The organism is Patescibacteria group bacterium, from assembly GCA_028707065.1.
GTDB lineage: Bacteria > Patescibacteriota > Patescibacteriia > Patescibacteriales > WJLG01 > JAQTUZ01.
In genome coordinates, this window is the sequence record JAQTUZ010000021.1 from 1 (window position 1) to 19,863 (window position 19,863).

The following is a 19,863-nucleotide window of genomic DNA, read 5'->3' on the forward strand; positions in this document are numbered from 1 at the left end:
CGAACCTCGCCTTGAAGAAAGGGGAAGTCATTGTTGAACCGAAAGAAGCTTGGAAAATTCTTTATTTTAAAACAAATTTCGCCCCCTTCCGCCCTGCGGGCGGAAAAGAAAGCCCCCTCACGCCGAAGGCGTGTACAAGTGTGCTGTCATTAATGAACTACATCCGAACTTTTTTCAAAGAAAATCCTGATACCGAATTTTAAAAAGAAGAAAGGAATCCGTCCCGCCGGAGGCGGAACGGAAAAGAAAAAAATGAAAGCGCCATTTAGGGGGCGAAGCCCCCTAAGACCCCCAAGGAAAAAAGAGGGCGGGCAAAAAGGAAGGGGGTTGGGGGGAAGGAATTTTTGCCCGCCCTCTTTTTTCCGTCCCCGCGGGATTTCGCATTTTGCAGAGCGAAATGCACCGCTTTAAATATCGTTATTGTTTAGATTTTATTATGTTTATCAACGAAAATTCGTTTGACTGAAAGCGAAAAATTTCATATACTAAATAGTGATAAGGAGGTTGTTATATGGCTGCTAACTATAATAGTAAAACTATACGAATATGTCAAAAGAAAAAACCGTAATAGCGGAGAATATTAAGAAATATCGGAATAAGCTTGATATTTCGCAGGATCAACTTTCCAAGAGGGCAGATTTAGCTTTTCATACCATAGCCAAAATCGAAGCGGGAGCAACTCCAAATCCAACCATTGATACGGTTAAAAAAATTGCGAACGCGCTCGGTGTTTCGCTTGATGATTTAATAAAATAAATTTATGGCGAGAAAATCATCAATAAAAAATCTTAAGAAAGCAAGGAAAGCAAAGAACGATGAGTTCTATACTCAGTATATTGATATTCAAAAAGAGATTGAAAAGTATCTGGATTATAATCCTGATACTTTTCGCGAAAAAGTAATATATTGCAATTGCGACGATCCGTTTGAGAGTAATTTTTTTCGCTATTTCGTGCTAAACTTCAACAAGCTTGGATTAAAACAGCTTATCACTACCAGTTATAAACCTTCGCCAATTGCCAATACAGAACTTGTGTTGCAGCCCTCTTTTCTTCCGGGCTATGAAGACAAGGTTGTAAGTAAGCCAGCAGAACCAAAAGGCCGTCCTAAGGTGACCGCTAACAAATTTATTATCAACGAGGTGCGTGATATAGATGGCGACGGCGAATTCAACTTAAAAGATGTTGCCAAGCAATTAAAAGCAAACAAAAACAATGAATGGACGCCACTCGAAGGCAACGGCGATTTTCGTAGTGATGAATGTATAAGTCTGCTCAAACAATCCGATATCGTTGTAACCAATCCGCCTTTCAGTTTGTTTCGCGAATATTTTAGACAAATTTTTGATTATAATAAAAAGTTTTTGATTATCGGCAATATCAATTGCCTAACCTATAGAGAAATATTCCAGAAAATTAAAGAAAATAAAGCATGGCTTGGCAATGGAATGGGAAGGTGGATTTCCGGATTTATCGTACCAGAATCCTACGAATTGTACGGATCAGAAGCTCGAATAGATGAAAATGGAAACAGAATTGTCGCCACTAATAATTGTTTATGGCTAACCAACCTTGATCATGGACGCCGCCATCAACCATTGCCGCTTATGACAATGGCAGAAAATTTAAAATATAGTAAGCATAAAGAAATTAAAGGTAAAAAAGCCTATGATAAATATGACAATTATGATGCAATAGAAATACCTTTTACTGATGCGATACCGAGTGATTATAAAGGTGTAATGGGTGTGCCGGTTACATTTCTTGATAAATATAATCCTGAACAGTTTGAAATCATTGACATAAATCCGCACTTTTTTTCTATTGTGGAAAAAGGACTGCCAAAACCCTCACAATTAAAAATTACAGGACAAAATGATCCATATGCTCGTATTTTAATGAAACATAGGAAAAATAAAAAAGTAGTTTATAATTAATTTTTCAAAAATATGACAGAACAAAAACAATCATTTAATGACCTTGATGCGGTCAAAAAATTAGTCGAAGCTTTAGAACAATTTAATAACGAAGAAAGAACAAGAATTATTAGATGGGCATGTGAAAGACTGGGCATGAATAATATCTCAAATGTTAAAGAAATAGTTAGCCCTTTGAATGTGCCCAAGGCAACTAATCAAACACAACCCGAACAGTCTACTTCCGACAGAAAACAAATTGATATTAAGAGTTTTGTTAGTGGGAAAAATCCAACCAGTGATGCTCAATTTGTAGCGGTTGTAGCTTACTATTTTAAATTTGAGGCACCAGATGACCAAAGAAAGGAATTTATTATTAGCGATGATTTAAATGAAGCTGCTCGACTGGCTGATTGGGCTAGGTTTGTTAAGCCGGCCAATACTTTAAATAATGTATACAATCAATCGGGTTATTTAAATAAGGTTGAACATGGTAAATATAAATTGAATGCGGTCGGCGAGAATTTAGTCGCAATGGTTTTGCCTGGCAATGGTGATGGCAAGGTGGTCAAAAAGAAAAAGAGGAATAGCATAGTGAAAAAGTCAAATAAGAAAAAAGGTAAAAAGTAATATGCACGAAAATATTACATTTGTAGATAAAGCCATTACTGAATTAGAAAGTTTAAAAAAAATTTTAAATAAGAAAAAAACCAATCAAGTAGATTCTGTTGATGAAAAAAATTTAATCAAAGCCACTTCTTATTCTTGGATTAAATCTTGTCAACCAAAACTTTCTATTTTTTTTAATGATTCCGCGGAGATTTCCAAAATCCACGATTCTTATTGTAAATTATTAAATTTTTCAGATAAAAGAACAACAAGGAATGTTTACAGAGACATTATTAGACAACTAAAAAATGATTTGATTGAGTTAAGATCAATAATTATTAAGAAAGATACGTCAGGCGAACTTGTATACAATGATTCAAATATTATACCTGATTTTTCAGTTTTGATTTCTGATCCAGTGATGATTAGTATAATACATAAAAGATGGATAGAAATAGAAATCTGTTTAAAGTATGAAGCACCTCTTGCATCAACTGTTATGATGGGCGGGTTATTAGAATCAGTACTGATGGCAAAAATTAATAGATTTAATGATAAATCAATTTTGTTTAAACAAAAATCAACCCCTAAAGATAGCAAAGACCATAAACCAAAACAACTAGGGGAATGGATGCTTAAGGATTATATCGATGTTTTAAGTGAAATCAAGATTATTACAAAGCCAGCAGCTGACTTTAGCCGTCTTATTAGAGATTACAGAAATTATATACACCCGGAAAAGGAATTGAGGACGGGTGAAAGTATCGTAATTGGTGATGCAAAATTATTCTGGGCAGCAACCGTTAGTTTAATTGAACAGATACTTAATAAATAGCATTTAATAATTTTTAAATATTATGAATACAACTTTAAAAATCAACATCACTGTCAAAGATATTTGCGACGGATTCGTTTATAACGAATTGGAAGGCAAGGGCTTATTTGGTTTGTCTGGCAAGTTGACTATTCAACCCGAATACCAACGCAATTATATTTATGCGTCCGACGGCGGCAAAAAGGAAATGGCCGTCATTGAGTCGGTGCTTAAAGGTTATCCGATCGGCTTGATCTATTTTAATAAAGTTTCGGAAAAAAATCTGGAAGTTTTGGACGGACAACAGCGCATCACCAGTCTCGGTCGGTTTATAGCTGATAAATTCGCCATTAAAGACGAAAACGGCTTGGAGCAATATTTTGGCGGCCTAGCTAAAGACAAACAGAATAAAATTTTAAAAACCTTTTTGCTTATTTATGAATGCGAGGGGGAAGAAAGCGAGATAAAAGAATGGTTTAAAACGATCAATATTGCAGGCGTTCCGCTTAATAATCAGGAATTGCTTAACGCTGTGTATTCCGGGACGTTTGTCACGCTCGGCAAAGAAGAATTCAGTAATAGCCAAAACGCTAACATCCAAAAATGGAGCGCGTATGTATCCGGTAGTGCTAATCGTCAGGAATTTTTAGAATGCGCGTTGGATTGGGTGAGCAAGGGCAATATCGGCGACTATATGAGCAGTCATCGCACTGACAAAAATATCAATGAATTAAAAAAATATTTCAACAGCGTGATCGACTGGGTTTCCAGTGTGTTTACTGACGTGGAAAGCGAGATGCGCGGACTTGAATGGGGGCGACTGTATGAGGAGTATCACAAGAAAGCGTTTAATCCAGCGAAAGTGTCGGCTGAAGTGCAAAAGCTCTACGCTGATCCGTATGTTAAAAATCGCAAAGGTATTTTTGAGTATATTCTCGGTGGCTCAACTGACACGAAATTACTCGAGGTTCGTGTTTTTGATGAAGCGACTAAAAAAGCTGTTTACGCAACACAGACCGCTAAGGCGGAGAAAAAAGGCGAGTCAAACTGCCCGCTTTGCGCCCTGGGGCATGATGCCAATAAGAGCAAAACTTGGGGATTTGGTGAAATGGATGCCGACCATGTAGCGGCTTGGAGCAAGGGCGGCAAAACAGTATCTAAAAACTGTCAAATGCTTTGCAAGACACATAATCGGGCAAAAGGTAATCGATAAAGAATTATGTTTATGGTGGTCTGTGGATAAGTTTTTGTAAAAAATCAAGAAAGATTTAGAAATGCCCTAAAATACTATATTTTAGGGCATTTCTTACAATTTTTTGTAGGTTATTGACATATAGCCATAGTTTTGCTAATGTATAGGCATAAACAATAAATATATGATTCATTCATTTTCGTGCAAAAATTTTTATTCTTTCAGCGATCTGACGACCGTCGATTTTGCCGTGAACGATAAAGCCCCCGTTAACAACGGTTATTTTACGGCTTCCTCCGGGAATCGTCTTTCTAAAATTGAAACCGTAGTTGGGCCAAACGCTTCCGGTAAAACAAATCTTTTAAAGGTTTTGCCGTTTTTAAAGTGGCTTATTACGGATTCATTTAATATTAATCCGTCCGCTTTGTTGCCGGTAAAGCCATTTATGTTTGGTGAGCAAAAAAATAAGCCAACCGAGCTTTCAGCCGACTTTGAAATTAATGGCGATATTTATACCTATACTTTTGTTCTTGATGAAAAGAAAATTATATCGGAGGAAATGAAAGTTAAAAATAAGACCAACCAAAAAGAGACGAGCAAAAAAGTTTTTTCTCGTCAGTGGAACAACGAAAGCGGGAAATATGAATTAGATGATAAGCGTTTTAATCTCCCAAAAGAATTTGAAAATTCTATGCGGCCTAACGCCAGCATATTAAGCGTTGCCGTGCGATTTAATCACAAAGAAAGTCAGGAAATATTTAAGTACTGGCAAAAGATTGAAACAAATGTCACGGAAGCAGGCTGGGTCGGCGACCATCTTTTACCAAATAAAATTCCCCAATGGTTTGAAGCGTTGATTTTCTATAGTGATAATGAAACACTAAAGAAAGAAGCTGAAAAATTATTGTCCCGCTTTGACCTTGGTCTAAATGGGATCGTGTTTGAAAAAGAAAAAGCTGAAAATGGCTTAACGATTAAAAATGTACAAGCGGTACATTTGTTTAACGGGAAAGAGCAATTCCTGCCAATTCTTTATGAATCATCTGGGACAAAACAACTCTTCACTATTTTGAAAACAATCTTACAGGCGCTGAACAATGGAAGCATTGCGATTGTCGACGAATTTGATGTCAACCTTCATCCCGAAATGGTTATGGCGCTTTTAGATTTGTTTATCCAGCCGGAAACTAATCCAAAGAATGCCCAATTGCTCATGAGTACTCATAGCCATATACTTTTAAGTAAACTTGATAAATACCAGATTATTTTGGTTGAAAAGAACAAAAACGGTATGAGCGAATCATGGCGGCTGGATGATGTTTCCGGTGTTCGAGCCGATGATAATTATTACACAAAATATATTGCCGGCGCGTATGGAGCCGTTCCGAAACTATAAACTTATGTCCAGAACGAATCCGTACAAGAAAAAAAGACGCCAAGCAAGTAAAACCCTCCTGGTATTCGGGGAGGGTTTTGACGAGGAGATGTTTTTGAAGCACTTGAGAAGTTTATATTCTTATAAAAGCAATGTAGCGATAACCGTTAAAAAGGGGAAGGGCGGAGACGCTCAAAATATTGTTATTGACGCGGACGGGATACCGGGCGCTTTTGATAGAAAAATAGTCGTTCTTGATAACGATAAAACGAAGACGGAAATGACTAAGGCCAGACAGGAAGCTAAAAATAGAGGTATTGAACTTATCGAAAATACTCCTTGTTTGGAATCTCTGCTCATAACGATTCTTGATAAAAAACCGAGTGGAAAAAATTCTGCCCGGTGCAAGGATGAATTTGAATCAAGCTATATCGATAAGAAAAAACGGGGTGAATCAAGCGAATATATAAAATTATTTCCGAAGAAATTATTGGACGCTAAAAGGTTGGAAATATCGGAATTGAATAAATTAATTTTAATTATGGAGGGTAAATAGTACTCGTATTTGTGGATACCTCCTTTTTACTACCTGTTTGTTGTTAATGCGTAGTTTTAAGGATTTGCTACTTGAGTAGCAACAAGGAGGTAGTCGAGCCTTGGCAAAATAAGAAAGTTTGTGAGTATATGAAAAATACTTATAAACCTGGCGAAACAACTCCTCGATCTGGTCAATACGAAAAGATTGGCCCTCGAGGTGGTGAAACTGGCGAAGAAATTACTGCGGTAAAAGGAAAGACCTTTCCACCAAGTGAAAAGGCCGGTATCACTTACAAGTTAGTTGATCCTACAAGACACTAACTTGTGATTGTTTGAGGTTGTAGTTAAAGGAGGTATCTACTAATATTGGTATTATACCATTTATTAATGAAATAGAAAAATCTTGTATCCTTAATTAAAATTAAGGCGGTGTGCCAGCTCTGCTGGCGCGAAATCCCGCGGGGACGGAAAAAAGAGGGCGGGCAAAAATTCCTTCCCCCCAACCCCCTTCCTTTTTGCCCGCCCTCTTTTTTCCTTGGGGGTCTTAGGGGGCTTCGCCCCCTAAATGGCGCTTTCATTTTTTTCTTTTCCGTTCCGCCTCCGGCGGGACGGATTCCTTTCTTCTTTTTAAAATTCGGTATCAGGATTTTCTTTGAAAAAAGTTCGGATGTAGTTCATTAATGACAGCAAATGGAAAACTCGGCATTCTGCCGGGTTTTTTAAGTTCAATCAAAATCTGGCCAAATTCAGGTATTTTGTTAAGGGCGCGGAATATGGTATAATATAATCAGCCAAAAAATTCTGCTAATTTTATTTTGTGAAAATTGTCGTATCACAAAAGAATATATTTATTTTTAATTAAATTTTGTTCTGCTTGGTGCTAACGCGTCTTGCCGGGCAAATTTACCCCGTTCAATCGCCGTTCCCGTGCTGCGGGGCGGCGCCGCGAAAGCGGGTTTAATGGGGTAAAAATTTATTATCAAAAATATGACCAAAAAGATCAAAGGGCATTTATTTAAAATGCGGGTTTTTTATTTCTTGGCAATGTTTTTTATTGCCGCCGTTGTTTTGTCGGTTAGCAATGTTTATGCCGCGCCCCTTCCCGTGGCCGCCCCCTATGCTGAAGGCGATAATTTGATCGGCGCCACCAACGCTTCCTGGACCTTTGCCGGAGACCTTGCTGGAACGCTGGTGAACGGCGATATGCTTCGTTTTATTTTTCCGACTATCAACAACGGTACACCATTCTCGATTTCCAATCCGACCGTGGTTGCCACGTCAGGCATAATATTATTCAGCTCGCCGGAACCGATGAGCTCCAAAGGCGTTCAACAAGGCAGTTTCAGCGGCGGCGAGGGCCAGCCTCCGCGGAATTTTATTTTCGGTTATGTCCATACCACCATTGCCACTGATACGGCTATTTCCGCAACCTTTAACGGCATCAACAATCCGCTGGCCCAGCGCGCTGATGTGGCGGCTGATCATTTAACTTGGCAGCTTTCAGCCGGAACTCCGCAGATGGGTCCGCCAACTTTAAGTTTCACCAGCACTTCCACTCATCTTAGCGGCAATACAGCGCTGATCCGCTCCGGCGGAAATATGATCGTTGATCAAAATACCAATATCACGGCCAGCGCTTATACTCTTGGCACTACGAATGTCACTTATACTTTTACTTTTACGCCCACCAGCAGCATCCCGGTCGGAGCGAAAATAATAATTGGCTTTCCTTTCGCTTATAATGACTTATTGGATAATGCTTCAATTAGCGGCGTTGATATTATCAGCAACAATACCGCCACTACGATCGCTTCATTCTCTACTTCGACTTTGGAGAATTGGGGCAATGTCAGGGTGACCCTGGTAACTGCCGGCGCTGACACTAATGCCGGCGATGTTATTACGATTAAAATTTACGGAGTGACCAATCCGGCTACGGCCGGCGTCTATGGGGCAGGATCGGGCGGACCGGAAAGCCGGTTTGTGGTCTATACCGCCAAAGCTAATGACGGCGTTATGGACGGCTCTCCTTTTGGGATGGAAGAAGGCGATAATAATAACGGGCCGGCGCCAGATCGGGCGGTGCATATCGGCGGCACGAATAATGTTAATATTTTGGTTTACAAGCAGAGCGGCTCTAATAATGTCAGGTTGTCGGATAGCGAAGTCAGCCAGGTGCTGGTCGGCTTGGGCTGCCCGGACAAGGGATTCTTTGTCGGACAAAAAAGACTGGCAACCACCACGACTCGTTCTTTTGCCAGCTATAATAATGTGCTGGATTGCAATTATATCGTCGAGACTGAACCGAATGATAAAAGCGACAGCTCGTTTTACGCTAATTTTTTGGTGCCGGCGCAAAAACAAGTGCCAGTAATTGGTGGTAACGTAACCGCGACTACCAGTATCGTTTTTGGCGTGCCAGACGCTTCTTCCACTTTGATGATAACTAACGGCGTCGTGGGCAAACAAGCTTTTGTCCAGGCCTATAGCGCCGACTTCATGTCCTTTTCCCCGATATTTAATAATGAAAATTGCACCGGCGAACCTTCCGGCTTTGATGCCGGCGGCGTCGGCTATGCTTGTTTGAATATCAAGAGCGGAGAAAACTGGAATTTCAGCGTGATAGGCGGAGATATGAATAATTCGGCAAATTTTACCGATATCAGCGGAAATGAATATTGGCCGCCAACTATTTCTTCTGTTTATATCGCTTCGGCCGGCCATACTGATCTTGGCCCGTACGCTTACGTGAAAGCGGATAAAACTTTGACTGTTAATGTCTTGAAAGCCGGGACTGAAACCGGAGTTAACGGCGCTTGTATCGGCGTGGCGCAAGGCGGAGGCGCGTTTATGGGTCCGCAAAACATGACTTGCAATATCAATTCTAAAGCTTTTAAGGTTCCTCTGGGATCGGTTAACGTAGAAGTTGGCTTGCCTGGTTATGGCGCCCCGCAAAATTATCCGGTAGCGATCACCGGAAATTCCACTACGAAGAATATTTATGTCAGCCAGCCGACTTCTTATATTGCCGTTGTCGTGCGAGACAGCTCGGGAAACAGAATAAACGGCGCGCCGGTTTTTGCCAATGGCAATGGCAACGGCCAAGGCATGACTAATTCCAATGGCGTAGCCACGATTTATGTTATGCCGGGAAATTATATTGTCCAGGGCTTTGCTCCGGGTTTAGGCCAGTTGACGCCTAATAATGTTACTGTGTCGGGAGGTGAAGGTAGCCATGCTACAACGACTTTTATCATCAATACCGCAAGTTTAGGCACGGTAGCAGGAAGAATGTTCACCGACGCGAATGATAATGGCATTTATGATGTCGGCGTGGATACGGCTTTGAGCGGGATACAGATCGGCGCTCATCGCATTGACGGGACGAATGGAGGCAATGGCACGCAAACAGATGCCAATGGAAATTACACCCTGTATTTGCCGGCCGGCATTTATGAAGTTGGCGGCTGGTCTTCCAGTCTGGGCGGTTTTCAGGCCAGCCCCAGCTTGACGGTTACCGGCGGAGAATCAACTTCTTTGAATGTGCCCTTGAAAGGCCAGGGCACCTTGCATATTAAAATCCGGAATGCTTCCAATCTTAGTCCGTTATTTGCCGGAGTTTTTGATCCGAGTACGGGCAGAGGCAATGGCACTAATTCTTGGACCGCGAGCAGTACCAGCAAGATCGCTAATTTAACTTTGCCGGCTGGCACTTATAACTTTAACGCGGGTTCGCCAGTGATCGGCGAGATTATCAGTACTTCAACGATCATTACTGTGGGCGGTACAACCAATATTACCGTCGATGCTAATACTGTTGCCGCGCTGGTTACGATTAGCGGCAATGTGAAAAGCGGCGCGACTAATATTGCCAATGCTACGGTCTGGGCGGCAAAGATGGGCGGTCGGCCGGGATTTTTCTCAACCTCAACTGATAGCGATGGCAATTATTCTTTAAAAGTTCCAGCCAACAGCGCTTACCGCGTGGGTATAAAGATCTTGGGCTATATTGTCAATGATGTTTCCACCACGACGGCGGCCCTTGATAAAACAGTGAATTTTTCTTTGATCGAGGCTGGTGGCATTATCAGCGGGAGCGTAGTCAATAACAGCAGCGCGGCCATTACCAATGCCTGGGTTTCGGCTAAGAAAATTGTCGGCGCGGGGCAAATGGATGTTTGGGCCGGAGGACCGACTGATGGCAATGGCGACTTTTCTTTGAATGTCGACTCGGGTAATTGGACGGTTTTTGCCGGGGCGCCTTGTTATCAGCAATCGACCGGCGTGACCATCGCGGTCAATGCGTCAACTGCCATTACTTTGTCAGCCGTGTCAGGCTGTTCGGCAAATGCTCCTGAAATGCAAGGTATTACTCCGACCACCGGCGGGCAAGTCGCCAAGAATGATATGAGTTTGGATATTCCGGCTAACGCGCTGGGCACGGGCAGCGGCACGATCAGTTTGTCCTTTGGCACCACCTCGCCGCGCGCGGCTTCCAACGCCACGGCTTTGCCGAATTCAGTGCAAAGAATCACGGCGGTAGACAGCACCGGACAATCCATCACCAGTTTGAACAATAACGCTTCCTTGAGCATAACTTACAAAGAATCGGATTTGCCGACCGGTTTTGATGAAGGCAATTTACAGCTGGGTTATTTCGATGAAACTTCCGGGCAATGGGAGCCGGTGGCCTCTACCGTGGACACAACCAATAAAAAAATCACGGCTTCGATAAGCCACTTTACCGATTACGCTCCGATCATGCCGAATGTGCCGACCGCGCCGGCTGGTTTGACCGCCACCGCGATCTCCACCTCTCAAATTGATTTGAGCTGGACTGCCTCTACTCCGATTTCGGCCGATTATTATATTATTTACGCCTCTACCACCGCGATCACCACTTTCCCCGCCAGCGCGCTGATCGCCACTACCACCAGTACCAGTTATTCACATTCAAGCTTGTCGGCCACGCAAACCTGGTATTATAAAGTAGCCGGTTATAATGCCAATGGCGAAGGTTGGAATTCCAGCAGGGCTAACGCCACTACCCAAACGCCCAGTTGTTCCACTCTTACCGGTGCGGCCACTTATAACGCTTATCCGACTTGCGGCGCGGCCACTTGTTCTTCAGGTTATACTTTGTCCGGTTCCGGAGCTAGCGCGACTTGCGCGGCAAATAGCAGCGGCGGCAGCGGCGGATTATCAGCAGTTCATTATTGCGCTACCGTGACTTATGGTGATTGGGGAGGATGCGTTTCCAACTGGAAATATCGCGACGTGCTTACGAAAAGTCCGATTTATTGCACTCTGACCGCTGATCAGGAGGCGGTAAGAAAAATGTCTTGTGTCCTGGCCGAGCCGACGGCGACTACTACCGCCGAGATAATTAAAAACGAAGCTGCCCCGGCAGCTGGCAATACGGCCAAGCAGGCGCAAGATGATTTTGTCCAGAAATTAACCCAGATTTTAAGCGAAGCCGCGATTGTCATCAAGGCCGATGTCAATGCCCTGGTAGCGGCGGTCGGTTCAGTACGCGATCTTGGCAAAGAAAGCTTGATAACCAATAAATACATTACGGCGCTGATCAAAAACCAGAAAGTATCCGCGGTTGCCAAGACAATTTTGATCGATTTTGTCGCTTATGGCACGCCGACGACCAAGCCTCTGGGAGAAGGGGAGCGGGCCGGCGTAGTGGATTCTTATAAGGCCGCCTTCAGCAAATTACCCGCTACCGAAGCCGAGTGGCAAGACGTGATCAAGATCGCCAATGGCCGCTGGCCGGGCGAAACCAACGCCAAATCCGAAGCTTGGGCCAAGACCCAGTTCAAGAAAGTTTATTTGCGAGTTCCTAATATGAATAACACCAATGATTCGGCGGCGGTAAAAATTATGGCTTACGGATTGCGGCCGGCGAACAGGAATCTTAACAGCGAAAAAGCCGCCATCAAGAGCTTTAAGTTCATCTATGGCTACACGCCCAAGACAGCTTCGGCCTGGGACATTGTTCGGGCGATTGCCTATTCAGGAGCAAAAAGATAAGATCGGCGGAAGAATAGCAAAGCAACTTTAAATAAAAACAGCTATCGATTTATTTGGTGGCTGTTTTTTTATTTTCTGGTCAATCGAACCGGCAAGATTGTGTCGGTAAGCGGCGAGAACGGGCCGGTCATCGAATTATTTTCAATGATGTCTGACGACCAGGCAAAGGTGAGCATCAAACATCGGGCGGAATGATTTTTTCACGCCAACAGGCCTGCCTGGTTTGTTTTTTGTCAGCTTGGGATTGTGGTATAATAAATTAATGGGAAGAGAAATAATCAGCAAATTCAGGGAAAAGCCCAAGACAAAAACAGCCTGGCGGGCGATGTGGCTTGGTTTGGTCGCTCTTTTTATACCGCAATTTCTCGGTATTTTTGCCGCAGTTATTCGTCCAGCGATCGATCAGGCAAGCAATGAAAATATCGGAGCGGCGGCCGGGTTTTGTTTGCTGGCTGCCGCCTTTATTATCACCGTTTTAGCTCTGGTTATTGGCATCAAGGCTTTTAAAAAAGGGGAGCGCTCCTGGGTTTTGTGGCTGGGATTTGTTCCGGCTATTTTGTCCGGCGCTTTCTGGGTTCTGATGATCGTCGGCGAATTGATCTTCCCGCATTAAATTTTTTCAATCTTAAAATAAAAAATATCCGCTCCGGGCGGATATTTTTTTGTTAACTACAAGATATTATTCCACTGCCGCTTCCGTTTCAACCTTTTCCCATTTTTTATCATCGTCGGTTTCGGCGATATTGAATTTCAGGAGATCGTTAACGTCTTTTTGCCATTGTTCCGGGGAGGAATGGGTCACGCGGCCGATAAAAAGAGAGCGGAGATTTTTCAAGGCCGGCAATTTTTCCACGGCAACTTTATATTTTAAATAATCCGGCTCGTTTAATTTTTCATCAGATAAATAGATCGGTTCGCGGCGGAAATTAATTTCCATCATCGCTTGGTTGATGGTTTTGATCAATCTATCGGCTTCTTGGCGAAGTTCCTCAACATCCCGGATCTTTTGATAAGCGATCCTTGGAAAAATTCTAAAGAAATAAGTTGATTTTCCGCTGCCCTCGGCCGTGGTCGCGGACATAGCAATGGCATTGCCCGGCTTGCCCGTATCGGCCGAATAGATCGGGATCAAAAGCCAAAGGTAGTCGCCGGTCAGATCGCCCATCAGCCCCCGCTTGAAACCCAGGGCTATTTTTTCCCGGTCGGCCATTGAACTTAAAAAATCATATTCTTCTTTTATCCCGAAAGCCAGCATCTTTTTTTCCAAAGCCGGATATAATTCAGGCGAAAGCGATTCCAGCGCTTTAAGGTTAGCCGCTTTGCCTTCTTTCATTAATTGGGCCGCTTTTCTGATCAGCAGGGCATCGGAGTCGGGCAGAAGCTCTTTGAAGAATGACTGGGCTTGCAAAGCCAGCTCATTGATTATTTCGGAAAGGATTTTTTTGAAAGGATCTAATCGCTCTCCCATCCGGGAAATTATCAATTTATCTTCCGCTTCAGTTGCGATCGTTATCTGCTGATCTTCTTCTTCGACTTCGGAAAAATTGCCATAAGGAATCCGGATAAAATCGCCTTGATCAGGGATCGCTATCAGCGCGGTTTCGTAAAGGCGCAATTCCGCTTTCCCCTGATTGCTTACCTGCCCGTTTTTAGCGGAATAAACGAATTCCGCTTCGATCCCGGATTTTTTCGCCGCTTCCTCCATCAGCAAGTCCTTGATTAATTGCTCGTTGCGGAATTTGGAAATCGATCTTAAAAAATCCTCGTATTGATAGCCAAGATTGAAAATAAAAATTTTCTGTTTTGAGATCAGGTCGAAACAGATCCGATAATCCGCCGCGGAAATTCGCAGGATCTCCCGCCAGGATAATTGCAGCGGTTCGCCGAAATTCGGGCGCAAAACGAGATTTTCTCCGGTGATCTGCGCCTGTGCCTCTCTTTTTTCTTCTTGGCCGCTTTCATCAATCAAGGAATATTCCAGCCGCAATTCCATGGCCGGCTTGGCTTCTTTTTCGTTTTCTCCGATCATAAAAATTATAGTTTATTGCCGCATTCGCCGCAAAACGCGGTTCCGGTCTGGTTTTCCGCGCCGCATTTTTTACATTTGATAAAATCCAAAGAAGCGCCGCAATTGCCGCAGAATTTTCCCGTGCCGGCCGGTTTGCCGCAGGCCGGACAGGCTGTTTTTTTAGCCTTTATTTCTCCGGTGAAAACCTGGGTGCCGGCGGCTTTGGCTTGGATATCTTCGGCTTTTTTCTTGGCCCGGGCGGCAGCAATTTCAATCGCTTCGCGGGGGGCGCAGCTAACGCACAAATTTTCCTGCTCGTTCCAGCAATTTTCGCAAACCCATTGGGTGCATTTCGGGCAGCGATGCAAATGAGCCTTAGCCTCGGCTTGGGCTTTTTCAAAAGCCGCATCGTATTCTTTGCGCCACTCCGGCGATTTGCCCTCGTGCCGGTCGGTGATGACATCGGTGGCTTTCTGGATTCCGTAGCCGACATTATATTGTCCGGCGATCTGGGCCGCGGCGCCGACCAGGCCGCCCATGGCTTTTAAGAAATTTCCTTTCTTGGTTGACTTTGCCTCGATGAACTCGGTTTTATATCCTTCATTGCAGATGGCGCAGGAAAAAGTGAACTGAAATCCGGCGTCAGTGGAGTTGTCGGCAAAGTTATCGGTGAATGGTTTCATAGACATATATTTTATTTAATAAAATAATAAAAAATATCCCCGTAAAAAATTTCTTGGTAAAAAACTAATATGGCAAGAATAAGCAATATGGCAAGAGCGAACGAAACGGCGGCAAAAACATAAAATGCTTTCACCCAGGGATTATTTGATGGTTGATTAAATAAAAACGACAGCGCTTCCGCAAAATTATCACAAAAAGCCAATATCAACCCGCCGATTATTGCAATGAAAATAAACACGCCAAGATCCGCCGGCGTCATTTCTTTAAAATCAATTTTTCCGGAAATTTTCCAATTTACCAAAAGATAAATTATCTCAAAAACGATTATTAAAAAAAATTTAAAACCAAGAGGCAATTTTTTCCATGAGAAAACCCCTTTCTTTTTGGGCGGCAAACTAAAATCAATAAAATTTTTATCCATGTAAAAATTAATATTATTATGGTTTTGCCCGAATGGTTTATCTTGCGTATCCCGTGGCGTAAGGCCGGGGAGCCTCATTCTTCAGCGGATTATGGTTTCGGTTTCAGAACCGCGATCAGTTTTTATTAGATTCAGGAAATCAATTACGCCTTTTTCGGCTTTAAAGGTTTGCCGCATTTTATGCAATTGTCGCCAATCGGCGGCTGTTCCTGTTCGCAATTCGGGCAGGTTACCAATAATCGCTTGCCGCAGTCTTCGCAATGGTCGCCGAAGAACGTCACTTTGCCGCAGAAAGGGCAGATTATCCTTAAGTTTTGATTGCATTTCGCGCAAACTTTCCATTCCTTTTCGATCGGCTCATGGCATTTCGGACAGCGGAACGGCCCCAGGGGATTGGTTTTTTCGCAAAAGGGGCAAGCGACCGAATCCGGCGGAATTAACTCTCCGCAATATTTGCACGGATGCTTATAACCCACCGTCGGCTTATTTGCCGCCGCCGTTCCGGTCGGAGCATAAGGCGGAGTAGGCGCGGTTTTTTCTCCATTTTTATTATCGGAGAATGCCAGATATCCGGGGATGCCAAGGCCAAGGACAGGGACGATGATCAAAATTCCCACCCAATTTTCCCTGCCTCTTATTTCCGCGATCGCCATCCAAAGAATGACGCCGATCACGATATTGACCAATGGGATCAAAAGCAGGAGGAACCACCACAATGGTTTTTTGGCAACACTGATCATCAGGAAAATGTTAGCGATCGGTATCCAAGCCAGCCAGCCGTTGGGCGTGCTGGTTTTTTTAGCTAAGACTTGCAGACAGATGGCCAGATAGACATAAAGCAATAGCCAGAGGAACAGATACAATCCAACCAGCCAGCCCCAAGCGGCAAAACCGCCCAAAAGCACGGCCCAACCAAAGCCGGTATCCGATGCTGGCGGCAATGGCGGCAGCGGCGGCAGGATTTCGCAGGACAGATCTTCTTGGCAGGCCGTTTCCACGTCGCAAGCGGCCGGAGCGCAGGTTCTTGTTTCAGCCATCATCTCTGGCGAACATCCGGAGCTTCCGCATTCCGTTCCCTGCCATTCCGAGCATTGGCAGCCAACCGCCTTGACGCATTTTCCGCCTTCGCATTTATTTCCCTCGCCGCAATAGACTGCCGAAGACCATTCCGGGCAGCTGTCTTTGTTGTAGTCGCCGCATTTGTTGTAATTGAAATTATCAAAACATTTTGTTTTATCAGCAGTGCACTCGTCGGTGCAGGTATCCGGAGGGGGATTTGGCCCTTCAACGCATTTGCCGTTCTCGCAAGTATTATTTGCGGGGCAATCGGAATTTTTTGTGCACATCGGTCCGGGAGGGACGCTGACGCATTTGCCGGTTACGCAAGTAGGATAATCCGCGGGGCAATCAGAATCTTTAATACATCTCTCCGGAACGGATCCGCAGACATTGCCGCAATCAGCTGCTTGATAGCAGTTTTTAGCCGTAGTTCTCTGGCAATCTTCCAAAGAAAGGAAATTCCCCATAGCATCGCATCTTGTTCCGTTGCAAGCATAGAATTTGGCCTGCGCGCCAGTAGACTTAACTTCCAATTTATACGTAAAAATTCCACTCTTATAACCGGTGCCAATAGCTAAAAATATATCAGTATTAGCCGCCGGAGCCAAAGACAAATTGACTAAGCTCCCCGCGTTTGCAGAAGATTTTTCATCAATCGTTTCCCGGTTCGCGTTAAATAGCGTCAATTGGCCTTCGTCGCCAGTTGATGGAGTTAAAATAAATTCATAAGTTATTCCTTTTTGAACAGAAATTTTATAATAATCTTTAAAATCGTTGCCAAATGGCGTTTGCATTACGCTTACTCCGGACAGATAACCGGTATAGCTCCCCAAGCCAATCGGCAGCGCTCCTTCAAAAGATTCTCCGGCATCGGTCTGGCTTCCGGCATCAAAACGATTTTGTAAAGCAATCTCTAAATTATAAGTAAGGGTTTCGTCGGTCTGATCATTTACCAGCCTGATATACAAATTTTGCGCTGATCCGCTAAGATACGCCCCCAAAGCTCCGCCACTGCCATACACGTTGTCCCGCTCTTCTTGGTTGCCGCCATAAAGATACAAATTTCCCCACGAATACGTATTCTCGCCATCCGCGACGCTAAAACCGCCCTTAGCATTCATTTCTTGGCCGGATTTTACCGCTACTTTATAATAGCTATCGGCTTCCGGAGCAATTTGCCCCTGATAAGTTCCGGCTTGGATCGCGACCGCCGTTTCAAAACTGCTGCCGCCGGCCGGCAAAGCTTGCGCTTGAGCGGCAATGCCCCAGCCTGCGCCGAGCAATAAAAAAGCAAAACAGCCGATTGCGGTTTTCCACGACACGGAAAGATTTTTAAGCATAGTTTTTATTTTTAATAATTATTATCTTTTGAGGTTCTACGGTCTATTCTTATATTATATTACTATCAAATAGCTAATGCAAGAAAATCAGTTTTTTTGAATCATTTTGAAAAAAATGGTATAATGAATCTGTCACCGAATGCCGTTTTGGCCTAAATCTTCATATTTTGGTAAATTTTTTTAAAAATATTTCAGCTGATACACCATATCACCTTCAATATTTTTAAAAAAATTTCCTCAAAATCTGAAAGATTTATGCTCAAAGAGCATTCGGTGACAGACCCATAATATTTAAAAATTGCCTATTGAAAAGTCCGAGAGCAATGCCATCGGAATTATTATCGTTTATAAATTGATTATTTCATATGACCAAAGAGGAATTGGAAAAAACATTAGCCCAGCTCAAACCGAGATTCGTACCGGCCGGCGCGCTGGAATTAGTCTCTCTTTCCGGCAATGAAATAAGATTGAAAGCAACCGGATTATCCCAGGACATCTTCAAGGTCCAGGGGAAGATCGTTAAAGCGGAAGATGAGATAAAAAAAGAGATCGCTAAGCGGCTGCAGGCGGATTTTGCCGGCGCCAAAGTATCTTTCGTATAAAAAATCACTCAACTGCCATGAATTTGCAAAATTTAAAACTCGCGCTGCCTAAAACCTGGAAAGAAGCTTCCCGGATGGGCGGCGAAAATCAGGTCAATATCAGGGTTTACCATATCAATCCGCTGGCCGGCATTGATCCTAAAAATCTGCAAGACCAGCCGATGCCTTCGGGAGATCCTAAGATGAACGTTTATAAAGTTGGGATTCCCACCCCGGGCGTAAGGCCGATAAATGATTTTTATAAAGGAATGAAAGGTTTTATCGAGAGCGGTCTTGCTCCGGCTGATATGAATATGGGATCCCTTGATAAATTATGGAAAGGAATGACCGAAACGCCCCATGCCGAGAGACCGGGGGAATCGGATATGGCCAGCGACATCGATATTGTCCAATGCGCCGATGAAGAAACCGCCCGGCAAATTTTGAAAAATAAAGCTTTGATGCCGATGCAGGGATTTGATGTGCCGATACCCGGGGGAATCACGGCGCCCGGGCTGCCCAAGAATATGACAATGAGCGATTATCTGCAAAGCGATGTTTTAAAAAACGCTTTACCCAAAGAGCAGAAAGAACAATTGAAAAAATTGCAAGCCGCGCTCAAAGAAGTCAAAGAAAAAATACCGCAAGTAAAACAAACTTTTGCCCAGAAGGGGGTCAAGTATGGGGAGGGAAAATATTTGGGCTGCGAGGCGGTTTATATGGAATTCCCCAACCCTGACCCGCCGCCCCAGCCGAAAGCAAGAGTATCTTCTTCGAAAAGTTTTTCCGGGGGCGGTGGCTACGGCTACACCGGGATCGATCCTCTGCCTAAGACAACCCGGCCTTATTCCGCGTCCAAAAAAACTTATCTGGGGATATTGTTCAAGAATTTCGTGATTGACGGCCAGCTATTGTCCGCGATCGATTCTTTCCCGCCGGGCAATACTCCTTGCTATTCGCTTTCGCAAACCAAAAAAGTGACCTCCACTACCAAAGAAGGCGGGACAGTATTCACGGATGTCGCTATCGTGCCCCTGGTAAGCGACTACGCGAGCGAAGGTTATTTTCATAAAGAGGAAGCGGAAAAAATATACCGCGACCTTATTTCAAAATTAGCTTAGTCCGGCCTGATCGGAAAAAAATATTATGACAAAAAAAGTTCGTTCCGCTTTCCGGAATAATTTGATGATTTTCGGCTTGATCGTTCTGCTGGCCGGCTTTTTCAGCCTGGTTTATTTTCTGCGCGATCAATCGCCGGCGGTTGGCGCTGAATTAAGCTGCGGTTCTGC

Annotated in this window: 17 protein-coding genes; 13 read left to right on the forward strand and 4 right to left on the reverse strand. The window is 43.7% G+C overall.

All coding sequences use genetic code 11. The features are described 5' to 3' along the window. The 11 genes from PHE24_05920 to PHE24_05970 all read left to right on the forward strand — a co-directional run. A partial coding sequence (locus PHE24_05920; protein MDD4902641.1) for a hypothetical protein occupies positions 1–203 on the forward strand: 203 nt, incomplete at its 5' end. A gap of 343 nt (positions 204–546) precedes the next feature. Then, complete coding sequence (locus tag PHE24_05925) at positions 547–756, forward strand: helix-turn-helix transcriptional regulator (protein MDD4902642.1); 210 nt, start codon at positions 547–549, stop codon at positions 754–756. Positions 757–760: 4 nt separating this feature from the next. Next, positions 761–1,936, forward strand: coding sequence for an adenine-specific methyltransferase EcoRI family protein (locus PHE24_05930; GenBank protein ID MDD4902643.1), 1,176 nt, complete (start codon positions 761–763; stop codon positions 1,934–1,936). Between the two features lie 12 nt (positions 1,937–1,948). Further along, positions 1,949–2,545, forward strand: coding sequence for a hypothetical protein (locus PHE24_05935; GenBank protein ID MDD4902644.1), 597 nt, complete (start codon positions 1,949–1,951; stop codon positions 2,543–2,545). A 1-nt stretch (position 2,546) separates the two neighbouring features. Beyond that, complete coding sequence (locus PHE24_05940; GenBank protein MDD4902645.1) at positions 2,547–3,359, forward strand: hypothetical protein; 813 nt, start codon at positions 2,547–2,549, stop codon at positions 3,357–3,359. Between the two features lie 22 nt (positions 3,360–3,381). Continuing rightward, positions 3,382–4,551, forward strand: a complete 1,170-nt coding sequence (locus PHE24_05945) for a DUF262 domain-containing protein (protein MDD4902646.1) — start codon at positions 3,382–3,384, stop codon at positions 4,549–4,551. A gap of 163 nt (positions 4,552–4,714) precedes the next feature. Then, positions 4,715–5,926, forward strand: a complete 1,212-nt coding sequence (locus PHE24_05950) for an ATP-binding protein (GenBank protein MDD4902647.1) — start codon at positions 4,715–4,717, stop codon at positions 5,924–5,926. Between the two features lie 4 nt (positions 5,927–5,930). Next, the gene (locus PHE24_05955; protein ID MDD4902648.1) at positions 5,931–6,461 is read left to right on the forward strand and encodes an RloB domain-containing protein; all 531 of its coding nucleotides are present in this window, start codon (positions 5,931–5,933) and stop codon (positions 6,459–6,461) included. A 128-nt stretch (positions 6,462–6,589) separates the two neighbouring features. After that, positions 6,590–6,763, forward strand: a complete 174-nt coding sequence (locus PHE24_05960) for a YjzC family protein (protein ID MDD4902649.1) — start codon at positions 6,590–6,592, stop codon at positions 6,761–6,763. 666 nt (positions 6,764–7,429) lie between these two features. Further along, positions 7,430–12,481 (forward strand): hypothetical protein, encoded by a 5,052-nt coding sequence (locus PHE24_05965; protein MDD4902650.1) that lies wholly within the window; start codon positions 7,430–7,432, stop codon positions 12,479–12,481. Positions 12,482–12,743: 262 nt separating this feature from the next. Then, positions 12,744–13,094 (forward strand): hypothetical protein, encoded by a 351-nt coding sequence (locus PHE24_05970; GenBank protein ID MDD4902651.1) that lies wholly within the window; start codon positions 12,744–12,746, stop codon positions 13,092–13,094. A gap of 66 nt (positions 13,095–13,160) precedes the next feature. Here the strand turns inward: PHE24_05970 and PHE24_05975 are convergent, their stop codons facing one another. The 4 genes from PHE24_05975 to PHE24_05990 form a co-directional block, all read right to left on the reverse strand. Then, positions 13,161–14,510: a hypothetical protein gene (locus tag PHE24_05975; protein MDD4902652.1), complete on the reverse strand. Its 1,350-nt coding sequence runs from the start codon at positions 14,508–14,510 to the stop codon at positions 13,161–13,163. A 5-nt stretch (positions 14,511–14,515) separates the two neighbouring features. Next, positions 14,516–15,178: a zinc ribbon domain-containing protein gene (locus tag PHE24_05980; GenBank protein ID MDD4902653.1), complete on the reverse strand. Its 663-nt coding sequence runs from the start codon at positions 15,176–15,178 to the stop codon at positions 14,516–14,518. A 5-nt stretch (positions 15,179–15,183) separates the two neighbouring features. After that, positions 15,184–15,594 (reverse strand): hypothetical protein, encoded by a 411-nt coding sequence (locus tag PHE24_05985; protein MDD4902654.1) that lies wholly within the window; start codon positions 15,592–15,594, stop codon positions 15,184–15,186. A 143-nt stretch (positions 15,595–15,737) separates the two neighbouring features. Next, positions 15,738–17,993, reverse strand: a complete 2,256-nt coding sequence (locus PHE24_05990; protein ID MDD4902655.1) for a DUF5684 domain-containing protein — start codon at positions 17,991–17,993, stop codon at positions 15,738–15,740. 365 nt (positions 17,994–18,358) lie between these two features. Here PHE24_05990 and PHE24_05995 point away from each other — a divergent pair, with 365 nt between their 5' ends. Together PHE24_05995 and PHE24_06000 are read left to right on the forward strand one after the other, a co-directional pair. Continuing rightward, complete coding sequence (locus tag PHE24_05995; protein ID MDD4902656.1) at positions 18,359–18,595, forward strand: hypothetical protein; 237 nt, start codon at positions 18,359–18,361, stop codon at positions 18,593–18,595. Between the two features lie 17 nt (positions 18,596–18,612). Further along, entirely contained in the window at positions 18,613–19,695 is a 1,083-nt protein-coding gene (locus tag PHE24_06000) for a hypothetical protein (GenBank protein ID MDD4902657.1), read from the forward strand. Positions 19,696–19,863: the final 168 nt, after the last annotated feature.